General features: G+C 41.1%; 15 protein-coding genes, 1 pseudogene and 1 CRISPR repeat array. Of the genes and pseudogenes, 14 read left to right on the top strand and 2 right to left on the bottom strand.

Going from position 1 to position 17,162, the window contains the following annotated elements; all coding sequences use genetic code 11:
- Nucleotides 1–99: 99 nt before the first annotated feature.
- Nucleotides 100–165 (bottom strand): annotated as a pseudogene (locus tag K4H96_RS10485) (signal peptidase I); the annotation flags it as partial.
- Between the two features lie 10 nt (nt 166–175).
- Here K4H96_RS10485 and cas2 (K4H96_RS10480) point away from each other — a divergent pair.
- Entirely contained in the window at nt 176–454 is a 279-nt protein-coding gene (gene cas2, locus K4H96_RS10480; protein ID WP_265333517.1) for a CRISPR-associated endonuclease Cas2, read from the top strand.
- Nucleotides 451–1,500, top strand: coding sequence for a CRISPR-associated protein Csn2-St (gene csn2-St / locus K4H96_RS10475; RefSeq protein ID WP_227956505.1), 1,050 nt, complete (start codon nt 451–453; stop codon nt 1,498–1,500). The genes cas2 (K4H96_RS10480) and csn2-St overlap by 4 nt, the downstream gene beginning before the upstream one ends.
- A 64-nt stretch (nt 1,501–1,564) precedes the next feature.
- A CRISPR array of direct repeats spans nt 1,565–2,853; the repeat unit is 36 nt; unit sequence GTTTTTGTACTCTCAAGATTTAAGTAACTGTACAAC.
- Nucleotides 2,854–2,964: 111 nt separating this feature from the next.
- On the opposite strand, the gene mnmE is transcribed toward csn2-St, so the two are convergent.
- Nucleotides 2,965–4,338 carry a tRNA uridine-5-carboxymethylaminomethyl(34) synthesis GTPase MnmE gene (gene mnmE / locus K4H96_RS10470; RefSeq protein ID WP_223336927.1) on the bottom strand — a complete coding sequence of 458 codons (1,374 nt, stop codon included), beginning with the start codon at nt 4,336–4,338 and terminating at the stop codon, nt 2,965–2,967.
- 177 nt (nt 4,339–4,515) lie between these two features.
- On the opposite strand from mnmE, the gene rpiA reads away from it, so the two are divergent.
- From rpiA to csm2, 12 genes are all read left to right on the top strand, one after another.
- Nucleotides 4,516–5,193 carry a ribose-5-phosphate isomerase RpiA gene (rpiA, locus tag K4H96_RS10465; protein ID WP_223336926.1) on the top strand — a complete coding sequence of 226 codons (678 nt, stop codon included), beginning with the start codon at nt 4,516–4,518 and terminating at the stop codon, nt 5,191–5,193.
- A gap of 13 nt (nt 5,194–5,206) precedes the next feature.
- Nucleotides 5,207–6,418, top strand: a complete 1,212-nt coding sequence (locus K4H96_RS10460; protein ID WP_223336925.1) for a phosphopentomutase — start codon at nt 5,207–5,209, stop codon at nt 6,416–6,418.
- A gap of 29 nt (nt 6,419–6,447) precedes the next feature.
- Nucleotides 6,448–7,260, top strand: coding sequence for a purine-nucleoside phosphorylase (locus tag K4H96_RS10455; protein WP_223336924.1), 813 nt, complete (start codon nt 6,448–6,450; stop codon nt 7,258–7,260).
- A gap of 336 nt (nt 7,261–7,596) precedes the next feature.
- Complete coding sequence (deoD, locus tag K4H96_RS10450) at nt 7,597–8,310, top strand: purine-nucleoside phosphorylase (protein ID WP_223337327.1); 714 nt, start codon at nt 7,597–7,599, stop codon at nt 8,308–8,310.
- A complete protein-coding gene (locus K4H96_RS10445; protein WP_223336923.1) occupies nt 8,307–9,068 on the top strand; it encodes a hypothetical protein in 762 nt (253 codons plus the stop codon). Before deoD ends, K4H96_RS10445 begins: the two co-directional genes overlap by 4 nt.
- Before the next feature lie 11 nt (nt 9,069–9,079).
- A complete protein-coding gene (locus K4H96_RS10440) occupies nt 9,080–9,817 on the top strand; it encodes an NAD-dependent protein deacylase (RefSeq protein ID WP_223336922.1) in 738 nt (245 codons plus the stop codon).
- Between the two features lie 112 nt (nt 9,818–9,929).
- Nucleotides 9,930–10,718, top strand: a complete 789-nt coding sequence (gene cas1, locus K4H96_RS10435; protein ID WP_223336921.1) for a CRISPR-associated endonuclease Cas1 — start codon at nt 9,930–9,932, stop codon at nt 10,716–10,718.
- Between the two features lie 4 nt (nt 10,719–10,722).
- Nucleotides 10,723–10,932: a hypothetical protein gene (locus K4H96_RS10430; RefSeq protein ID WP_023916287.1), complete on the top strand. Its 210-nt coding sequence runs from the start codon at nt 10,723–10,725 to the stop codon at nt 10,930–10,932.
- Nucleotides 10,933–10,934: 2 nt separating this feature from the next.
- Nucleotides 10,935–11,261 carry a CRISPR-associated endonuclease Cas2 gene (gene cas2 / locus K4H96_RS10425; RefSeq protein ID WP_223336920.1) on the top strand — a complete coding sequence of 109 codons (327 nt, stop codon included), beginning with the start codon at nt 10,935–10,937 and terminating at the stop codon, nt 11,259–11,261.
- Nucleotides 11,262–13,723: 2,462 nt separating this feature from the next.
- Complete coding sequence (cas6, locus tag K4H96_RS10420) at nt 13,724–14,458, top strand: CRISPR-associated endoribonuclease Cas6 (protein ID WP_011837017.1); 735 nt, start codon at nt 13,724–13,726, stop codon at nt 14,456–14,458.
- The gene (gene cas10 / locus K4H96_RS10415; RefSeq protein WP_223336919.1) at nt 14,439–16,736 is read left to right on the top strand and encodes a type III-A CRISPR-associated protein Cas10/Csm1; all 2,298 of its coding nucleotides are present in this window, start codon (nt 14,439–14,441) and stop codon (nt 16,734–16,736) included. The genes cas6 and cas10 overlap by 20 nt, the downstream gene beginning before the upstream one ends.
- Before the next feature lies 1 nt (nt 16,737).
- The coding region (csm2, locus tag K4H96_RS10410) for a type III-A CRISPR-associated protein Csm2 (RefSeq protein ID WP_227956503.1) at nt 16,738–17,162 on the top strand (425 nt) is incomplete at its 3' end.

Here is a 17,162-nt window from a genome sequence, read left to right as displayed (position 1 = left end):
AAATAATCCGTTCAATCGTTCCTGAAAAGTAAAATTCCATAGTTTATAGGTTCTTCTTTTAAAACGAACCCAGCTGATGTTCAGCTGAGTTCGGTATGCTTAATAGGTCTTAAAAGGCAGCAGTGGCCAGAAGCGGAACTTAGCTTCGCCCTGGATTTGTTTTTTTGACCTTCCTATGGAAACTAATCAGGAAAAGCGAAGCTACCGTAATTTCCGTAAAGAATTGATTGCAAATGGTTTTGAAATGCTACAGTTTTCCGTATATTATCGAACTTGTCCTAATCGTAGTTTTGCTAGTAAATTTTACAAAAAACTAAAACAAAGTAATCTACCTAGCGGTAATGTTCGTTTACTAGCTGTAACAGAAAAACAGTTTTCTGAAATGGTTCTAATCATTGGTGGCAAAACTAAACAAGAAGAAGTAGTTAGTGATAAAAAAATGGTGGTTATATGAAAYGGAAATTCACACATCCTTATCGAGAAGATTTATCAATAAACTTTGGAAAGTTTACTCAAATAATAGGAGAAAATAAACAGTTAAAATATTATATTTGGCAAATACTAATCTGGTATTTTGATGGAAAAAAATATAGTATGGAAGACCTAAGTCTTTTTGAGCAAAATGAGCCAGTAATTTTTTCTGACGAAAGTGTTTTGAAAAGAACAGATTATAAGATTATCTCAATTTCWGATATACAAGATTTAATCGAACAAATGGCTTATAAGAAAGGTACAGTTTCCTTTGATTATTTAAAAAGTAAGCTAAATGATTTTGAAATAATGGGACTAATTGATGTGATTAATGACAAATTGGATCTCATTTCAAGTAGTGTGAATCAAAGACTTAATCTTCACATTGGAGAAGTTGAATATCACACTGAAAGCCAGTATTTCAACCCAGAGCAACTAATTATTAAAAATTTTCTACCTTATTTCGGTCTAGGTGATAAAAACATCTCCTTTGAATTTTTAGAGAATGAAACAAAATTTTTCTTCTTTTTAGACATGATATCAGAAGTTGCGTGTCAAAGCAGTAGTAAGATAATTCTTATCACTCATAACATGGATAGTTATTTAAACTATAGTGAGTTTATAAATTGTTGTAAAAAGATGAATGAGATGACTATGGATTTACAAAATTTTCACGTTATTAACTTTCTATCAAGCGAGGGATATATTTATATAAATAAAGAAAATATAATGAATGTTAATATTGTTGCGGATTTAGTAGAACACTTTTACGAATTTTCATTTATGTATGAAAGATTTTTTGGTCAATATCCTGCTAATGAGGTACCGGATGAAAAGGTTTTTTTAGAGTCGTTACAAAAAGTTTCATCATATCTTTTTAGTAAGGATATTGCTCATATTAGTTTATCTATTCCAGATATAGTTACTTTGAAAATTATAAATCATTTGTACCAATACGATAAAAAGCCAAGAATTTGTTCTACGATGTCTAATCCGCTATTAATTAAGTTTTTGAATACCTATAATTGACAGGAATCGCAATAGGCATTATAATCAATATATGAGTATAAAAATCACAATTTTTCCATTTGAGGTTTTTGTACTCTCAAGATTTAAGTAACTGTACAACGAGAGAGCTAAACAAAGAGGCTAAACTCAGGTTTTTGTACTCTCAAGATTTAAGTAACTGTACAACACTAAGGAAGAACCGAAAAACGCAGCAGAGTTTTTGTACTCTCAAGATTTAAGTAACTGTACAACCTGAAAACAAAAATCAAAACATCTTTTTCAGTTTTTGTACTCTCAAGATTTAAGTAACTGTACAACAAAGATTTGCCATTGCTAATAATACAAACAGTTTTTGTACTCTCAAGATTTAAGTAACTGTACAACTTCTTTTACAGATTCTACTAGTTCATCTCTGTTTTTGTACTCTCAAGATTTAAGTAACTGTACAACAAGAAGATTTTACACTATCTACAAATGACCGTTTTTGTACTCTCAAGATTTAAGTAACTGTACAACGGCTGATCGAGGACGAAAAGCCTTATCAGAGTTTTTGTACTCTCAAGATTTAAGTAACTGTACAACCTTTGTGATATTAAGAATTACATTTTCTTCAGTTTTTGTACTCTCAAGATTTAAGTAACTGTACAACTAGCCGGCAAATGGAGCGCATGGTCAACCAGTTTTTGTACTCTCAAGATTTAAGTAACTGTACAACGATGGCATTACCTAGGGCGCCATCAAAAGGGTTTTTGTACTCTCAAGATTTAAGTAACTGTACAACAAGCAGGGTTGATTTACCGGTCGGATGTGTGTTTTTGTACTCTCAAGATTTAAGTAACTGTACAACCAGCTTCAACAATTAAAACAAATTGGATAGGTTTTTGTACTCTCAAGATTTAAGTAACTGTACAACTTTGTTTCATGTTCTTTGGTTTCTCCTTAAGTTTTTGTACTCTCAAGATTTAAGTAACTGTACAACTACTCCCTGCTTCAAAAGCGAACTTCTCGCGTTTTTGTACTCTCAAGATTTAAGTAACTGTACAACTCTAGAACTCATGCTCGAGTATCAAGGGGCGTTTTTGTACTCTCAAGATTTAAGTAACTGTACAACATATTATAGTTATATCAAGTTAAGAGCTTGGTTTTTGTACTCTCAAGATTTAAGTAACTGTACAACTCTTTTCATCATCATAAGACCTAACCTCTGGTTTTTGTACTCTCAAGATTTAAGTAACTGTACAACAAGTCAAAGAATAATCTTAAAGCTGGTACAGTTTTTGTACTCTCAAGATTTAAGTAACTGTACAACTGTTATAGCTGGTGTTGGTGCTCCAGAGGGTTTTTGTACTCTCAAGATTTAAGTAACTGTACAACAGCTTACTATAGACCAGATAGCGTTGTTCTGTTTTTATTATAGTTTAGGATAGAGGGGAATCTGTAATGTTTTATCATAAAAAGGGCTGAGTAAATCAGTCCTTTTGTTCTCTATTTCCCCAAGCAGAATTGGCTGAAGAGTTGGGTGATGAGTTCGTCTGGTGCGGCGTCACCAGTGATTTCGCCGAGGATTTCCCAGGTGCGAGTCATATCGACTTGGAGAAGATCGACCGGCATACCCATGTCCAAGCCTTGGTTGACGGCTTGCAAGCTTTCCAGAGCTTTTTCAATCAAGGAGATATGGCGGGCGTTTGACAGGTAGGTGGCGTCTTGCTCGACGATACCAGCATTTTCAAAGAAGAGTTGATTGATTCGTTCTTCAATTTTATCGATATTTTGATTGTGGAGGACGGAAATCTTGATGACATCAGTTGGCAGCAGGTCCAGCTCAATCTTTTCTTCAAGGTCAGTCTTGTTAAGCAGGACGATGCGATTGCTGTCTTGGCTGATTTCAAGCAATTGTCTGTCTTGGTCTGTCAGAGGCTCGCTGGCATTGAGAACCAAGAGAACCAAGTCAGCTTCCTGCAGGGCTTTTTTAGAGCGCTCAACTCCAATTTGCTCAACAAGGTCGTCAGTTTCCCGAATGCCTGCGGTATCGATGAGCTTGAGCGGTACACCCTTGATATTGACATACTCCTCGATCACATCACGAGTTGTCCCCTCGATATCAGTCACAATTGCCTTGTCCTCGCGCAGGAGATTGTTGAGCAGGCTGGACTTGCCAACATTAGGCCGTCCGATGATAGCAGTGGAAATGCCTTCGCGTAAAATCTTACCTCGTCGTGCAGTATTGAGAAGATTGCTCAGCAGTGCCTCGAACTCAGCTGTTTTTTCTCGCATAAGCTGGGTCGTCATCTCTTCCACGTCGTCGTATTCAGGATAGTCGATGTTGACCTCGACTTGAGCCAGTGTGTTGAGGATTTCCTGACGGGTATTGTTGATAAGGTTGGAGAGAGAGCCATCCAGCTGCTTGACAGCATTGTTCATGGCTTTATCGGTCTTGGCGCGGATGATATCCATGACAGCCTCAGCCTGAGTCAAATCTACGCGCCCATTGAGAAAAGCCCGCTTGGTAAACTCACCAGGCTCAGCCATTCTAGCGCCCTCGCGGATAGCCAGCTGCAGGATTTCATTCGTGACCGCAATTCCGCCGTGGGTATTTATCTCGATGATATCCTCGCGCGTGAAGGTCTTGGGAGAGTGCATGGCACCAAGCATGACCTCATCCAGAATTTCCTGATTTTGTGGGTCGACGATATGGCCGTAGTTGAGCGTGTGGCTTTCCACTTTGCTTAGATTCTTCCCTTTGAAGATTTTTTGGGCAATAGCAAAGCTGTCAGTCCCGCTTAGTCTGACAATGCCAATAGCCCCTTCGCCAAGAGGCGTAGAAATCGCAGCGATTGTATCAAATTCTCTGGTAATCATACTGTATTTTTCCTTGTGTTTTAAAATCAATTACCCTAATTGTAACGCAAAAATCAAGGAGGAGCAAGGCTTTCGATTATCAAGCGGAAGGAATGCAATTTAAGTCTGGCAAAGAAAACACTTTCATGTTAGTGAGAATCATGATATAATAAAAGTAGTGTGATTTGAGGAGGTGCTATGGAAAATCTAAAAAAACTGGCAGGTATCAAGGCTGCTGAATTTGTCCAAAACGGGATGATTGTCGGTCTCGGGACGGGTTCGACTGCCTACTATTTTGTTGAAGAGATTGGCCGGCGTGTCAAAGAGGAAGGACTGCAGATTACAGCTGTGACTACTTCCAATGTCACCAGCCTGCAGGCTGAAGAGCTAGGCATTCCTCTCAAGTCTATCGACTATGTGGATCAGGTGGATGTCACTGTTGATGGTGCTGATGAGGTTGATTCAGCTTTTAACGGTATCAAGGGCGGTGGCGGCGCACTTCTCATGGAGAAAGTCGTGGCGGTTCCTACTAAGAACTATATCTGGGTAGTCGATGAAAGCAAGATGGTAGAGAAGCTAGGTGCTTTCAAGCTACCAGTAGAAGTTGTTCAGTACGGTGCTGAGCAGCTCTTTCGTCGCTTTGAACGTGCGGGCTATAACCCAGCCTTTCGTCAGAAGGACGGTCAGCGTTTTGTTACGGACATGCAGAATTTCATTATTGACTTAGATTTAGGTGTGATTGAAAATCCAGTTGAGTTTGCGCAAGAACTTGATCATTTAGTGGGCGTAGTGGAGCATGGACTGTTTAATCAAATGGTAGATAAGGTCATTGTTGCTGGGAAATCGGGTCTTCAAGTTTTAGAGGCCAATAAATAGAAAGAGGTATTTTATGCCAAAATTTAATCGTATTCACTTGGTAGTCATGGACTCAGTTGGTATCGGTGCTGCGCCAGATGCCAATAACTTTGTCAATGCAGGGGTACCAGATGGTGCTTCAGATACTCTGGGACATATTTCCAAAACGGTAGGACTGAATGTGCCAAACATGGCTAAGATCGGCCTGGGAAATATCGAGCGTCCTGTTCCTTTGAAGACCGTTCCTAAAGAAGAAAATCCTAGCGGCTACTATACCAAGCTGGAAGAAGTATCTCTTGGAAAAGACACGATGACAGGACACTGGGAAATCATGGGTCTCAATATTACTGAGCCTTTTGATACTTTCTGGAATGGCTTCCCAGAAGAAATCCTGACTCAGATTGAAGAGTTTTCTGGTCGCAAGGTCATTCGTGAGGCTAACAAGCCTTACTCTGGTACAGCGGTTATTGATGACTTTGGTCCTCGTCAGATGGAAACAGGCGAGCTGATTATCTATACCTCTGCTGACCCAGTATTGCAAATTGCAGCACACGAAGAAGTGATTCCTTTGGAAGAGCTCTATCGCATCTGTGAATTCGCCCGCTCTATTACCTTGGAACGGCCTGCGCTTCTGGGACGTATTATCGCTCGTCCTTATGTAGGTGAGCCTGGCAACTTCACTCGTACAGCCAACCGTCACGACTATGCCGTTTCTCCATTCAATCCAACTGTACTTGATAAGCTCAATGAAGCTGGAATTGATACTTATTCTGTTGGTAAGATTAATGACATCTTCAACGGCGCTGGAATCAATCATGACATGGGACACAATAAATCTAACAATCATGGTGTAGATACTTTGGTCAAAGCTCTGAAAGACGAGAACTTCAAAGAAGGTTTCTCATTTACCAACCTAGTAGACTTTGATGCTCTTTATGGTCACCGACGTGATCCACATGGCTACCGTGACTGTTTGGAAGAGTTTGATGCTCGCATCCCAGAAATCATTGAAAACATGCGTGAAGATGATTTGCTCATGATTACTGCTGACCATGGTAATGACCCAACCTATGCCGGAACCGACCACACTCGTGAATACATTCCGCTTTTGGTCTTCGGAAAATCGCTGAGCGGTCATGGTCATATTCCTATCGGACACTTTGCGGATATCTCAGCTACCGTTGCTGAAAACTTCGGAGTGGACAAGGCGATGATTGGTCAAAGCTTCTTGGACAAATTGGTATAAGCATTATAAGAGAGTGAGGAAAATGTTTTATGACAAGCTTATCAGAAAAAATCAAAGCAACAGCAGCCTTCTTGAAAGAAAAAGGTATGACAGAACCTGAATTTGGTCTGATTTTGGGATCTGGTTTGGGAGAATTGGCTGAAGAAATTGAAAATGCTGTTAGTCTTGACTATGCGGATATTCCAAACTGGGGCCGCTCAACTGTTGTTGGTCACGCTGGTAAATTAGTTTATGGAGACTTGGCAGGACGGAAAGTCTTGGCACTGCAAGGCCGTTTCCATTTCTATGAAGGAAATCCTTTAGAAATCGTTACCTTCCCAGTGCGTGTGATGAAGGCTCTTGGTGCGACAGGTGTTATTGTGACAAATGCAGCTGGTGGTATCGGCTATGGCCCCGGTACGCTTATGGCCATCACTGACCACATCAATATGACTGGTCAAAATCCTTTGATCGGTGAAAACTTGGATGAATTTGGTCCGCGTTTCCCTGATATGTCTAAATCTTACACTCCAGAATACCGTGCCGTCGCTCATAAAGTTGCTGATAAGCTTGGTATCAAGCTGGATGAGGGTGTCTATATCGGTGTAACTGGACCGACTTATGAAACACCAGCAGAAATCCGCGCTTATAAGACACTTGGAGCGGATGCAGTTGGCATGTCTACTGTTCCTGAAGTGATTGTAGCGGCACATTCTGGTTTGAAAGTCCTTGGAATATCATGCATTACAAACTTTGCTGCTGGGTTCCAAGAAGAGCTTAATCATGAGGAAGTGGTTGAAGCAACAGAACGTGTCAAAGGTGATTTTAAACGACTGCTTAAAGAAACACTTGCTGAATTGTAAAAGAATGTTGAAAGGCGGAGTGTCTGGGTTGGTAATTGAATCCGGAACAGCCTTTCTATCTATGCTGATAAAATCATTAAACTAAAGAAAGGTAGAGCGAGGTGTTCAGATTTGAAAACAATCGGAAAACTATCTTTCAAATAAACACAGAAAGGAAGGGCGTCTGAGTCTGAATTGAACTCGGGCTAGTCTTTCTATGGAATATTAAAATTAAGAAAGAAAGGAATTGAACCCACCCTAAAAGCTGTGGGAAAAAGATAGATGGTCTTGCGAGCATCGCTCACTGCGACCATCTCCTATTTTCCCTTTGCTTTTGACGGGTTTGGTATCTTAACTATGTCTATTCATATTTCTGCTAAGGCAGGTGAAATTGCGGATAAAATTCTACTTCCAGGGGATCCGCTTCGGGCCAAATTCATCGCTGAGAACTTTTTAGAAGATGCTGTTTGCTTCAATGAAGTCCGCAATATGTTTGGTTATACTGGTACTTACAAAGGCGAACGTGTTTCTGTTATGGGAACGGGGATGGGAATGCCCTCAATCTCTATCTACGCGCGTGAGCTGATTGTTGATTACGGTGTGAAAAAGCTGATCCGTGTTGGAACAGCTGGCTCGCTAAATGCTGATGTGCATGTCCGTGAATTGGTTTTGGCGCAAGCTGCTGCAACCAACTCAAACATCATCCGCAATGACTGGCCACAGTATGATTTCCCACAAATCGCTAGCTTTGATTTGTTAGATAAGGCCTATCATATCGCCAAAGATCTCGGTATGACGACGCACGTTGGAAACGTCTTGTCGTCTGATGTCTTTTACTCAAACTACTTTGAAAAGAATATTGAGCTTGGTAAATGGGGGGTTAAGGCTGTTGAAATGGAAGCTGCGGCACTTTACTATCTGGCTGCTCAGCACCATGTAGATGCTCTCGCGATTATGACCATTTCTGATAGCTTGGTCAATCCTGAAGAGGATACGACAGCTGAAGAACGCCAAAATACCTTTACCGATATGATGAAGGTTGGTTTGGAAACCTTGATTGCAGAAGCATGAAAGTAGATGTCAAAGAAGCCATTCTTTTTGCTATTTCCCGCTATGACTATGCTTATGCGTATAAGCTGGCTGAGCGAGCAGGAAGCAGTGTCCAGTCTGACTTGGTCCTTCTTCTTGAGGCTTTAGCGGAGCGAAGAGAGCTCAACATCCAATCTATGATGAATCTAAAGTTGGAAATCACTGGGTCTAACCTAGCTGATTTTCAGCTTTTTTGCCATGAAGATGAAGCGGATGAGCAGCTGGTCAATTACCTTTATGACCTTGAAGCCAAGCTGAGAAATGAGCAGCTGATTGACTTTATCCGAGCTGTCAGTCCGGCTATTTATCGGATTTTTATGCGGCTGATTCGCATGCAAATACTGGATATTGAGAGCTATATTCATAATTCGCGAGGAGCTAGTTACGACCGTTGGAAGTTTGAAAAGATGCGACATTCTGATAATCCTGTCCTGCAAAATTTTCATGCGGAAAGCACAGTTAATTCTTCTAGTTTGACGGAGATGATTTTGCAGTTGAATTTGCCTGAATCTGTCAAAGAATCAGCACGGCAGCTAAGAGAGTTAGAAAAGTCAGTCCGCAATCCACTGGCTCACCTTATCAGGCCATTCGATGAGGAAGAATTGCACAGGACGACAGGTTTCTCATCTCAGCACTTTATGGAGCTTCTGATTGATTTGGCGCAGGAGACAGGCATAGTTTATCAGAGGGAACCTTTTTACTTTGATCGAGCGAATGTGGTCATAGAAAGTCTCTTATAAGGAGTAGCAGGATGGATAAGATTGCAAGGCTGCAAGAATTGATAGACCAAAGTCAAAATATCATCTTTTTCGGTGGTGCGGGTGTCTCGACGGAGTCCAATATTCCGGACTTCCGCAGTTCAGATGGGATATACAGCGTCAAGCTAGGACGGCATTTTACAGCGGAACAGCTGGTTTCTCACACTATGTTTAAGCGCTATCCGCAGGAGTTTTTTGATTTTTACAAGAAGTACCTACTCTATCCGGATGCTAAGCCCAATGCTGCTCATGTCTACTTAGCGGATTTAGAGAAGGCAGGCAAGCTCAAGGCTGTGGTGACTCAAAATATCGATAGCTTGCATGAAATGGCCGGTTCGAAAAAGGTTCTCAAACTACATGGCAGTGCGGATAGAAATTACTGTCTGAATTGTCAGCGATTCTACGATTTGGACGGCTTTCTGACTTTGCAGGGTACCATTCCTCGCTGCCTTGACTGTGGCGGTATTGTCAAACCAGATGTGACTCTCTATGAAGAACCCCTAGATATGGAAGTGTTCCAGCAGGCTGCCCAAGCTATCCAGCAAGCTGATCTACTGATAATCGGTGGCACGTCCTTAGTCGTCTATCCCGCAGCCAGCCTCATCCAGTACTTTGCAGGTCAGCATCTGGTCGTCATCAACAAGACCAGCATCCCTCAAGACAACCAGGCCGACCTAGTCATCGAAGGTAAAATAGGGGAAGTGTTGGGGAAATTGAGAAGAGAAGGCTAGAATCTATTGTTAAAAATAAGAAAGAAAGGACTCTTGTAGATTTTGCAAGGGTTTTTATTGACAACTTAAAATATGTATATTAAAATATTAAATAAAAAGAAAGTGTTTTAATATGGCCGATTTGTATATTCAGAACTCTTCATACAGCTTATCAATTAGTGATCGTAAGTTAATGATAAAGAACCAAGAACGCACTATGCTCAAGGCTATTTCATTAGGTCTAATTGATAACATTCTTATATTTGGTAATTCTCAGTTATCAACACAATTACTGAAATCTTTATCTCGCCATGGGATTCCAGTCTTCTATTTTTCTAGCAAGGGTGAATTTTTATTTTCGATGGATTCTTTTAAGGAAGCAGACTATGAAAAGCAGAGAGAGCAGGCCCAGGCTTCTTTTGATAAAAGTTTCTGTCTGAAGATGTCGAAGAGAATAGCTTCGGCAAAAATCATGAATCAATTAAATCTGCTAAAAGCATACGATGAGCAAGGGCTATTTGACGAAGAGGACTTTAAACGTTTTAAATCTGCTTGTGAGAGCCTTGAATCTGCCAAAAGCATATCAGAAATTATGGGGATTGAAGGCAGGATTGCAAAATCTTATTTCTACTATCTTAATCTACTGGTAGAAGAAGATTTTCAGTTTTATAGTCGCAATAGGAGTCCATCCTTAGATCGTTTTAATGCGCTGCTAAATTTTGGGTATTCGATTTTGTATTCCTGTTTTATTGGCTTTATTCGGAAAAATGGTCTTAGCGCAGGCTTTGGAGTTACCCATCAGCCACATACCCATCATGCAGTACTAGCCAGCGACCTAATGGAAGAGTGGCGGCCAGTCATCGTAGATGATACTGTGATGAGTCTGATTAAGCATGGTGATATTAGGGGGGGAGCATTTTGAGAAGATGGGGGATGAAATGCATTTGACTTCGGAAGGGATTGAAGTATTTTCTCGAGCTATGAGGGAGCGCATTTTAGAAATCCATCATTATGTCGAATTGGATAAGAATCGCTATACTTTTTTGTACATGGCAGATCAGCAAGTCAAGTCTTTGATTCGATGTTTTAAGTCAAGGAATGCTGACGACTATATCAGCAGTTATACGGGAGAGTGAAGATGACTTTTTATAATCTTGATAGTGTCAGCAAGGAATTTGCCAGGAAGAAAACAAAGTTTTGTCTGGTTATTTATGATATCGTAAGCAATAAAAGGCGTTTAAAACTAGGCAAGCTTTTAGAACGCTATGGTACAAGGGTTCAGCGTTCTTGCTTCGAAGTTGATATAGAAAAGCTGAATTTTGAGCTTTTGATAAAAGATATAAGAGACTTTTATCAAGCCGATGAAGGAGACAATATCATCGTATATGTCGGACATAAAGAAGAAACTGTAGTCTTTAACCCCTATGCTGGCGCTGAGTTGCTGGAAGAGATATTATTCTTTTAATCTTTAAATTTTGCTGGCTTCATGGTATAATAAGGATAAGTTTCAACTGGGATGTTAAACTAGATCTAGTAGTTTGACGCGAAGACCCTATACAAGATATGGGGTAAGAAACCCCAGTCACCTCGAGAGGGGACGGAAACGGACGATTGCCCTGTTTATAGTTCACACGGGTAAAGTAAGAAACCCCAGTCTCCTCGAGAGGGGACGGAAACAATCGAATCACTGGTGTAATATGCGTTTTGTGTAATGTAAGAAACCCCATTCACCTCGGGAGGGGACGGAAAAGGTTTTGGAACAAGTTTTAAGTTACCAAAGATGTTCTGTAAGACCCCCCATTCACCTCGAGAGGGTACGGAAACTCAGTAATCACCTGCCTGTCGTTCAGAAGTCACTGCCTAAGATCCCCCATTCACCTCGGTAGAGGACGGAAACATTTCAATTTGTTCTGTACCAATGACATAATTTCCTGCACAATTCACCTCGCGAGGGCACGGAAACGCTTTTGTAATTCCATTAACCATATATTAGTTTTAAGTTCCTTACATTCAGCTTGCGAGGGGACGGAAACTTAACAAGAGTAATCTCAGCTTTATCATCATAAGGGTAAGACCCCCCAGTCACCTCGGGAGGGGACGGAAACGCAATATCCGTATATTCATTCTCTGGATCCACAATAGTAAGAAACTCTAGTCACCTCGAGAGGGGGCGGAAACCCAGAAGCCACTTAACAATCTCATTTTGCTTGTCTGCGTAAGAACCCCCAGTCACCTCGGGAGGGGACGGAAACACACCGCGAACATCCATTTTGAACCGAACACTCAGTTCGTTAGAACCTCCAGTGTCACCTCGGGAGGGAGCGGAAACAAGGAGATTATGAAACATCGCTCGTCTAGTAACGGTTAGTACCTCCAGTCTGCCCGAGAGGGAACGGAAACTTTTCAGCAACCTTGCCAAAAGCTGTGATGTAGAGCCAGTTAGAAACCCCAGACTCCTCGAGAGGGAACGGAAACTTTACACGTTATTTAGGATTGTGGAAGGCATTTAGTAAGAAGCTCCATTCACCTCGAGAGGGGACGAAAATTAAATACCTCCCACATATCTAATAACGTTCATGTCCGTTAGAACCGCCAGTCACCTCGGGAGGGTACGGAAACCCAATCAAGCCATTATTGGTAGTATCTGTTCCATCTGGTAAGAATCCCTAGTCATCTTGCGAGGGTACGGAAACTCTTTAGTGTGGAAGAACACTGGCAGTACTTCCACAATGTAATAACCCCCATTCACCTCGAGAGGGGGCGGAAATCATCAAAGGGCATGCGTTCAACAATATATAAGACTTCCTTACTTTAGAAACCCCTATCACCTCGGGAGGGTACGGAAACTTGTTAGAAATAGCTAGTACTTTTGTCATGTGTAAGTAATACCCCCCCATTCGCCTCGCAAGGGTACGGAAACTCAAAATGTATTGTATTCTGGATATTTACTAATTCTGTAAGAAAACCCAGTCACCTCGGGAGGGTACGGAAACCGTTTATCTGAGATTTATAACACTTCATTAAATCATGTAAGAACCCCCAGTCACCTCGAGAGGGGACGGAAACGTAGATATACCAAGTTTGTTCGCTATTTCCGTGTCAGTAATAACCCCCAGTTACCTCGGAAGGGGGCGGAAACAATAGATTTCGAGGATTGTCATTCTCACCACTCATCTGGTAAGACCCCCCATCCACCTCGGGAGGGTACGGAAACTAAACCCTAACGTAGTAATAGTCATAATTCCTATCAGGTTAGAACCCCCAATCACCTCGCGAGGGGACGGGGACCTTGCTCAACTTATACTTAAAGGCTATTTTAGGAACGTAATAACCCCTGGTCACCTTGAGAGGGTACGAAAACTCAGCTCCCAGGATTTTTGTATCTGTTAATGCCATGGTAAGACACCCCAGTCACCTCGAGAGGGAACGGAAGCCGAAATTTCTTTCAACCTTTCAATAAACGGGATTCTGTAACAACCTCCATTCACCCCGCGAGGGGACGGAAACTACTTACTACCTAGAAACTTATATGTAAATAGGTTTGTAACAACCCCAATTCACCTCTAAAGAGGACAGAAATATACTAGATGGATTCATAGAAACATCTTCAAAACATTTAGAACCCCCAATCACCTCGAGAGGGGACGGAAACCCTTTTTCTGCATAACTATAAACACCATCCTGATTATGTCAGAAACCCCAGTCACCTCGAGAGGGGACTGCAAACTGGGGGAATTATGATGCAATTTTTAAAATAGGATTAGATATTTAAAATAAGAAAAATCTTGACATCGCTTTCAAGATTTGATATAATAACAATCGTAAAAACAGTACTGATAATAACTAAAAAAAGGGCGCCCTAGATTCGGTGAAAAATACTTTCACCGTTTTTAGGCGCTTTTTCTTATTATAGAAAGGAATGGAAATGTGAAGAAAATACGATTGCATCTTTCAAAGGTATCTTTGAAGGATGATGACTTAGTCTGTAAACTGCAGGGCTTTCTCATGGAGAAGCTTTCGGATGACTTTGCCTCCTTCCTCCATCAGCAAGAGACCAATCCCTACTCGATGAATCTTCGTTCGGAGCGGGAGGAGTCTATTTGGACGGTAAACTTACTTTCGGAAGAAGCGGAGCAGCAGATATTGCCCCAGTTATTGAGTCTTGAAATGATAAAATTAGAGACTTATTCTGAGGAGATTCTGGTGAAGAATATCGAGATCCAGTCCCTTTCGTCCCAGTCCTTGCTGGAGGTTTTTCAGGGAGATGAGGCTTCGCACTTGATAAGCCTGAACTTCTATACTCCGACGACCTTTAAACGTCAGGGACAGTTTGTCCTTTTTCCAGATACACGTCTAATCTTTCAGAGCCTCATGCAGAAGTACAGCCGGCTGGTAGAAGGCAAAGCAGAGATAGAGGAGGAAACGCTGGAGTTTTTAGCAGAGCATAGCCAAATCAGCAGTTATCGTCTGAAGAGTCATTATTTCCCGATTCATGGACGAAAATACCCCGCCTTTGAGGGCAGGGTAACTATTCGGATTCAGGGAGCATCTACCTTAAAGGCCTATGCCCAGATGCTTCTGAGATTCGGGGAATATTCTGGAGTCGGAGCTAAATGCAGCTTAGGAATGGGAGGAATGAGAATTGAAGAAAGAAAAACTTGATTTGATTTACCAGGCCTTGTTTTACAATCTTGGCCGAGTTGTTAGTCGCTCGCACGGTCAGTCTGATGATATAGACCTAGGAAAAGCATGGTTAAAAAAACAACTACCCCAGCTGGATTTTGGTGGTAATTGCAGAGCAGAAAAAATTATCGCTTTGGCAAATAATATTGCCAGTGGCTCATTAGATGAAAACGAAGTTTCAAAAGAGCAGCTTTTCAAACCGCTGGCTGATATCTTTAACGCCTTCAAAAAGAAAGAGGAGTCTCGTTATCAGAAGTTTGAAGTCTTAACAGATGAGATTGAGCTCAATATTGCCGGCCACGAAGCTGTTGATATTAGTCAGGACTGCTATGAAGAACTACTGAATGTTTTGAATGAAAAACTGCAACAACTTTCCTTAGAGGAAGAAAGCTTGCCTTCCTTTTTCAATCTTTGGAGGACTTTGTTTTCGAAAGTACCTCTACTTCCTGGAGACAAGGAGCTGGGAGATCTCTCTTTGGCAGAGCATAGTCGATTAACAGTTGCTTTTGCTACTGCGATTTTCGATTATCTGGAAAATCAAGGTCAAGATTCTCTGCTGGATGATGAATCCAAATTTTATAGAGAATCAGCTTTCTTGCTAGCTAGTTTTGATCTTTCTGGTATCCAGGATTTTATCTACAATATCGCCAGCAAAGGGGCTGCTAAGCAACTCAAGGCTCGCAGTCTTTATCTGGAATTTATGAGTGAGAATATTGTGGATAGTCTCTTGGAGAAGTTGGCGCTATCACGCGCTAATGTCCTTTATGTTGGCGGTGGCCATGCCTATTTCGTTCTACCCAATACAGAAGTTACAGTGGCAGTTTTGGAGCAGTTTGAAATGGAATTTAACAGTTTCCTCCTGAAGCATTTTCAGACGGGTCTCTATGTTGCTTTTGGTTGGGCACCATTTGCCGCAGAGCAGATTATGAAATACCGTTATGGTTCGGTTGCTAGTTATCTACAACACTATCGCGAGATCTACCAAGAAACTAGTCGGATGATTTCTGAAAAGAAAATCTCTCGCTACGATGCAACTACCCTGCGAGAGCTTAATAAGGGTGGTAAACAGTCTGAACGAGAGTGTGAAATTTGCCATGCAGTTGGGGATATTAAGGAGCTGCGGATAGGTGGCGAGGATGTACAAAATCTTTGTCCTATTTGTCGTGAGCTTAGAGGATTTGCTGCTAAAATTCATACTTTTAACGACACTGAAAATCCTGAAAGGGAAGATTATTATTATTTTCAAATTGTAGAGGGAGAAGAAGGACTGCCGATTGGCCCTGGAGCTGTATTGCTGGCTGTGGATGGAGATGATATTCCCACTTCAGGTCGTTTATATGTGAAAAATAAATTTTCTACGAACAATGCTGCTATTCATGTCTATATCGGAGATCGTCAGGCAGCAAATATTGAAGACTATGCAGGTCTGTCTCAAAAAGAAATCGAAGGAAATGAGGGTGAGACTAGGGGAATTAAGCGGCTGGCAGTTTTGCGTTTGGATGTAGACAATCTAGGTGCGGCCTTTATGGCTGGATTTTCTGAACAAGTAGCTGGAAGTTATAATACTCTTGCTCGCTCTGCTGTATTTTCTCAGCAGATGAGTCTTTTCTTTAAGTTTCATATTAATCATTTTGCAGAAGGTAAGAATTTAACGATTATCTATGCAGGTGGTGACGATGTGTTTGCGATTGGCAGCTGGCAGGATGTTATAGATTTTGCGGTTGATATTAGGCAGAAATTTATTGCTTTTACAAATGGGAAGCTGACCATATCTGCAGGTGTTGGGCTTTATCCAGACAAAACTCCGATTCATCTGATGGCTTTGGATGCTGGACAACTTGAAGAGGCCGCCAAGTCCAATGGCAAAGATAGCATTTCTCTTTTCAATGAACGGTACACTTTCTCGTTTGATGACTTTATTGATGAGATTTACAAAGGAAAATTAAAAGATATTCGGAGATATTTCTCTGGGCAGAAGGAGCGGGGTATCAATTTTCTCTATCGCTTGGTCGAACTTTTGCAACTTAATGATAAAACGATGTATAAGGGATATGGGCCGGAAGATGATAGAAGGATGAATGTTGCCCGCTTGGCTTATCTATTGGCGCGAATGGAAGATGAAGCTGGCAAAGAGGGGAAGGAGCACTTCAGAGAATTTAAAAATGCTTTTTGGAATTGGTACAAGAGCAGCAGTAAAACACAGAGAGAAGCAGAGTTCGCTCTCATCTACTATCTATATGAAATTAGAAAGGCATAAAATGATGGCACCGTACGAAAAAAATAGAAACAACCGAACTAACGGCAGAAATCAATTTCAAAACAATCGTAGTAAAGGTAGTTATAGTAGTCAAAGTAATAAACAAAAATTTTTCAAGCTGGACCCGCCTATTTTGACGGATGATTATGTTGATAAAGCTGACCTGGTTATTCATACTTTAGATTCCGATAAAAAACAACTAAATAACGGTAAGATAAAATTCAAATTAACCAGTACACAAATTCGTAATTTAGCAGCCTTGACCAGCAATCTTTTTGACGAAAGTAAAACCAAAAATGATATTGAGGAATTAAGAGAAAAAATTTCCTATTTGAGGATTCAGTTTGTTTACCAATCTGGAAGAGAACCAGCTGTAGAAGATTTTGTTAAAAAAGCAGGTTTATTAGAAGCGTTGACAGAAATTCA

The organism is Streptococcus sanguinis (assembly GCF_020729765.1).
In the GTDB taxonomy this organism is placed as follows: Bacteria; Bacillota; Bacilli; order Lactobacillales; family Streptococcaceae; genus Streptococcus; species Streptococcus sanguinis_Q.
Note: the sequence above shows the minus strand (reverse complement) of the source record. Positions and strands in the feature narration are given on the sequence as shown.

Excerpts from the sequence above, each read along its gene's own strand:
- K4H96_RS10445 (WP_223336923.1), top strand. The coding sequence starts at position 8,307 with ATGAAAGTAGATGTCAAAGAAGCCATTCTTTTTGCTATTTCCCGCTAT.
- cas2 (WP_265333517.1), top strand. The coding sequence starts at position 176 with ATGGAAACTAATCAGGAAAAGCGAAGCTACCGTAATTTCCGTAAAGAA.
- cas1 (WP_223336921.1), top strand. The coding sequence starts at position 9,930 with ATGGCCGATTTGTATATTCAGAACTCTTCATACAGCTTATCAATTAGT.
- K4H96_RS10440 (WP_223336922.1), top strand. The coding sequence starts at position 9,080 with ATGGATAAGATTGCAAGGCTGCAAGAATTGATAGACCAAAGTCAAAAT.
- K4H96_RS10455 (WP_223336924.1), top strand. The coding sequence starts at position 6,448 with ATGACAAGCTTATCAGAAAAAATCAAAGCAACAGCAGCCTTCTTGAAA.
- K4H96_RS10460 (WP_223336925.1), top strand. The coding sequence starts at position 5,207 with ATGCCAAAATTTAATCGTATTCACTTGGTAGTCATGGACTCAGTTGGT.
- K4H96_RS10430 (WP_023916287.1), top strand. The coding sequence starts at position 10,723 with ATGGGGGATGAAATGCATTTGACTTCGGAAGGGATTGAAGTATTTTCT.
- rpiA (WP_223336926.1), top strand. The coding sequence starts at position 4,516 with ATGGAAAATCTAAAAAAACTGGCAGGTATCAAGGCTGCTGAATTTGTC.
- cas2 (WP_223336920.1), top strand. The coding sequence starts at position 10,935 with ATGACTTTTTATAATCTTGATAGTGTCAGCAAGGAATTTGCCAGGAAG.
- deoD (WP_223337327.1), top strand. The coding sequence starts at position 7,597 with ATGTCTATTCATATTTCTGCTAAGGCAGGTGAAATTGCGGATAAAATT.
- mnmE (WP_223336927.1), bottom strand. The coding sequence starts at position 4,338 with ATGATTACCAGAGAATTTGATACAATCGCTGCGATTTCTACGCCTCTT.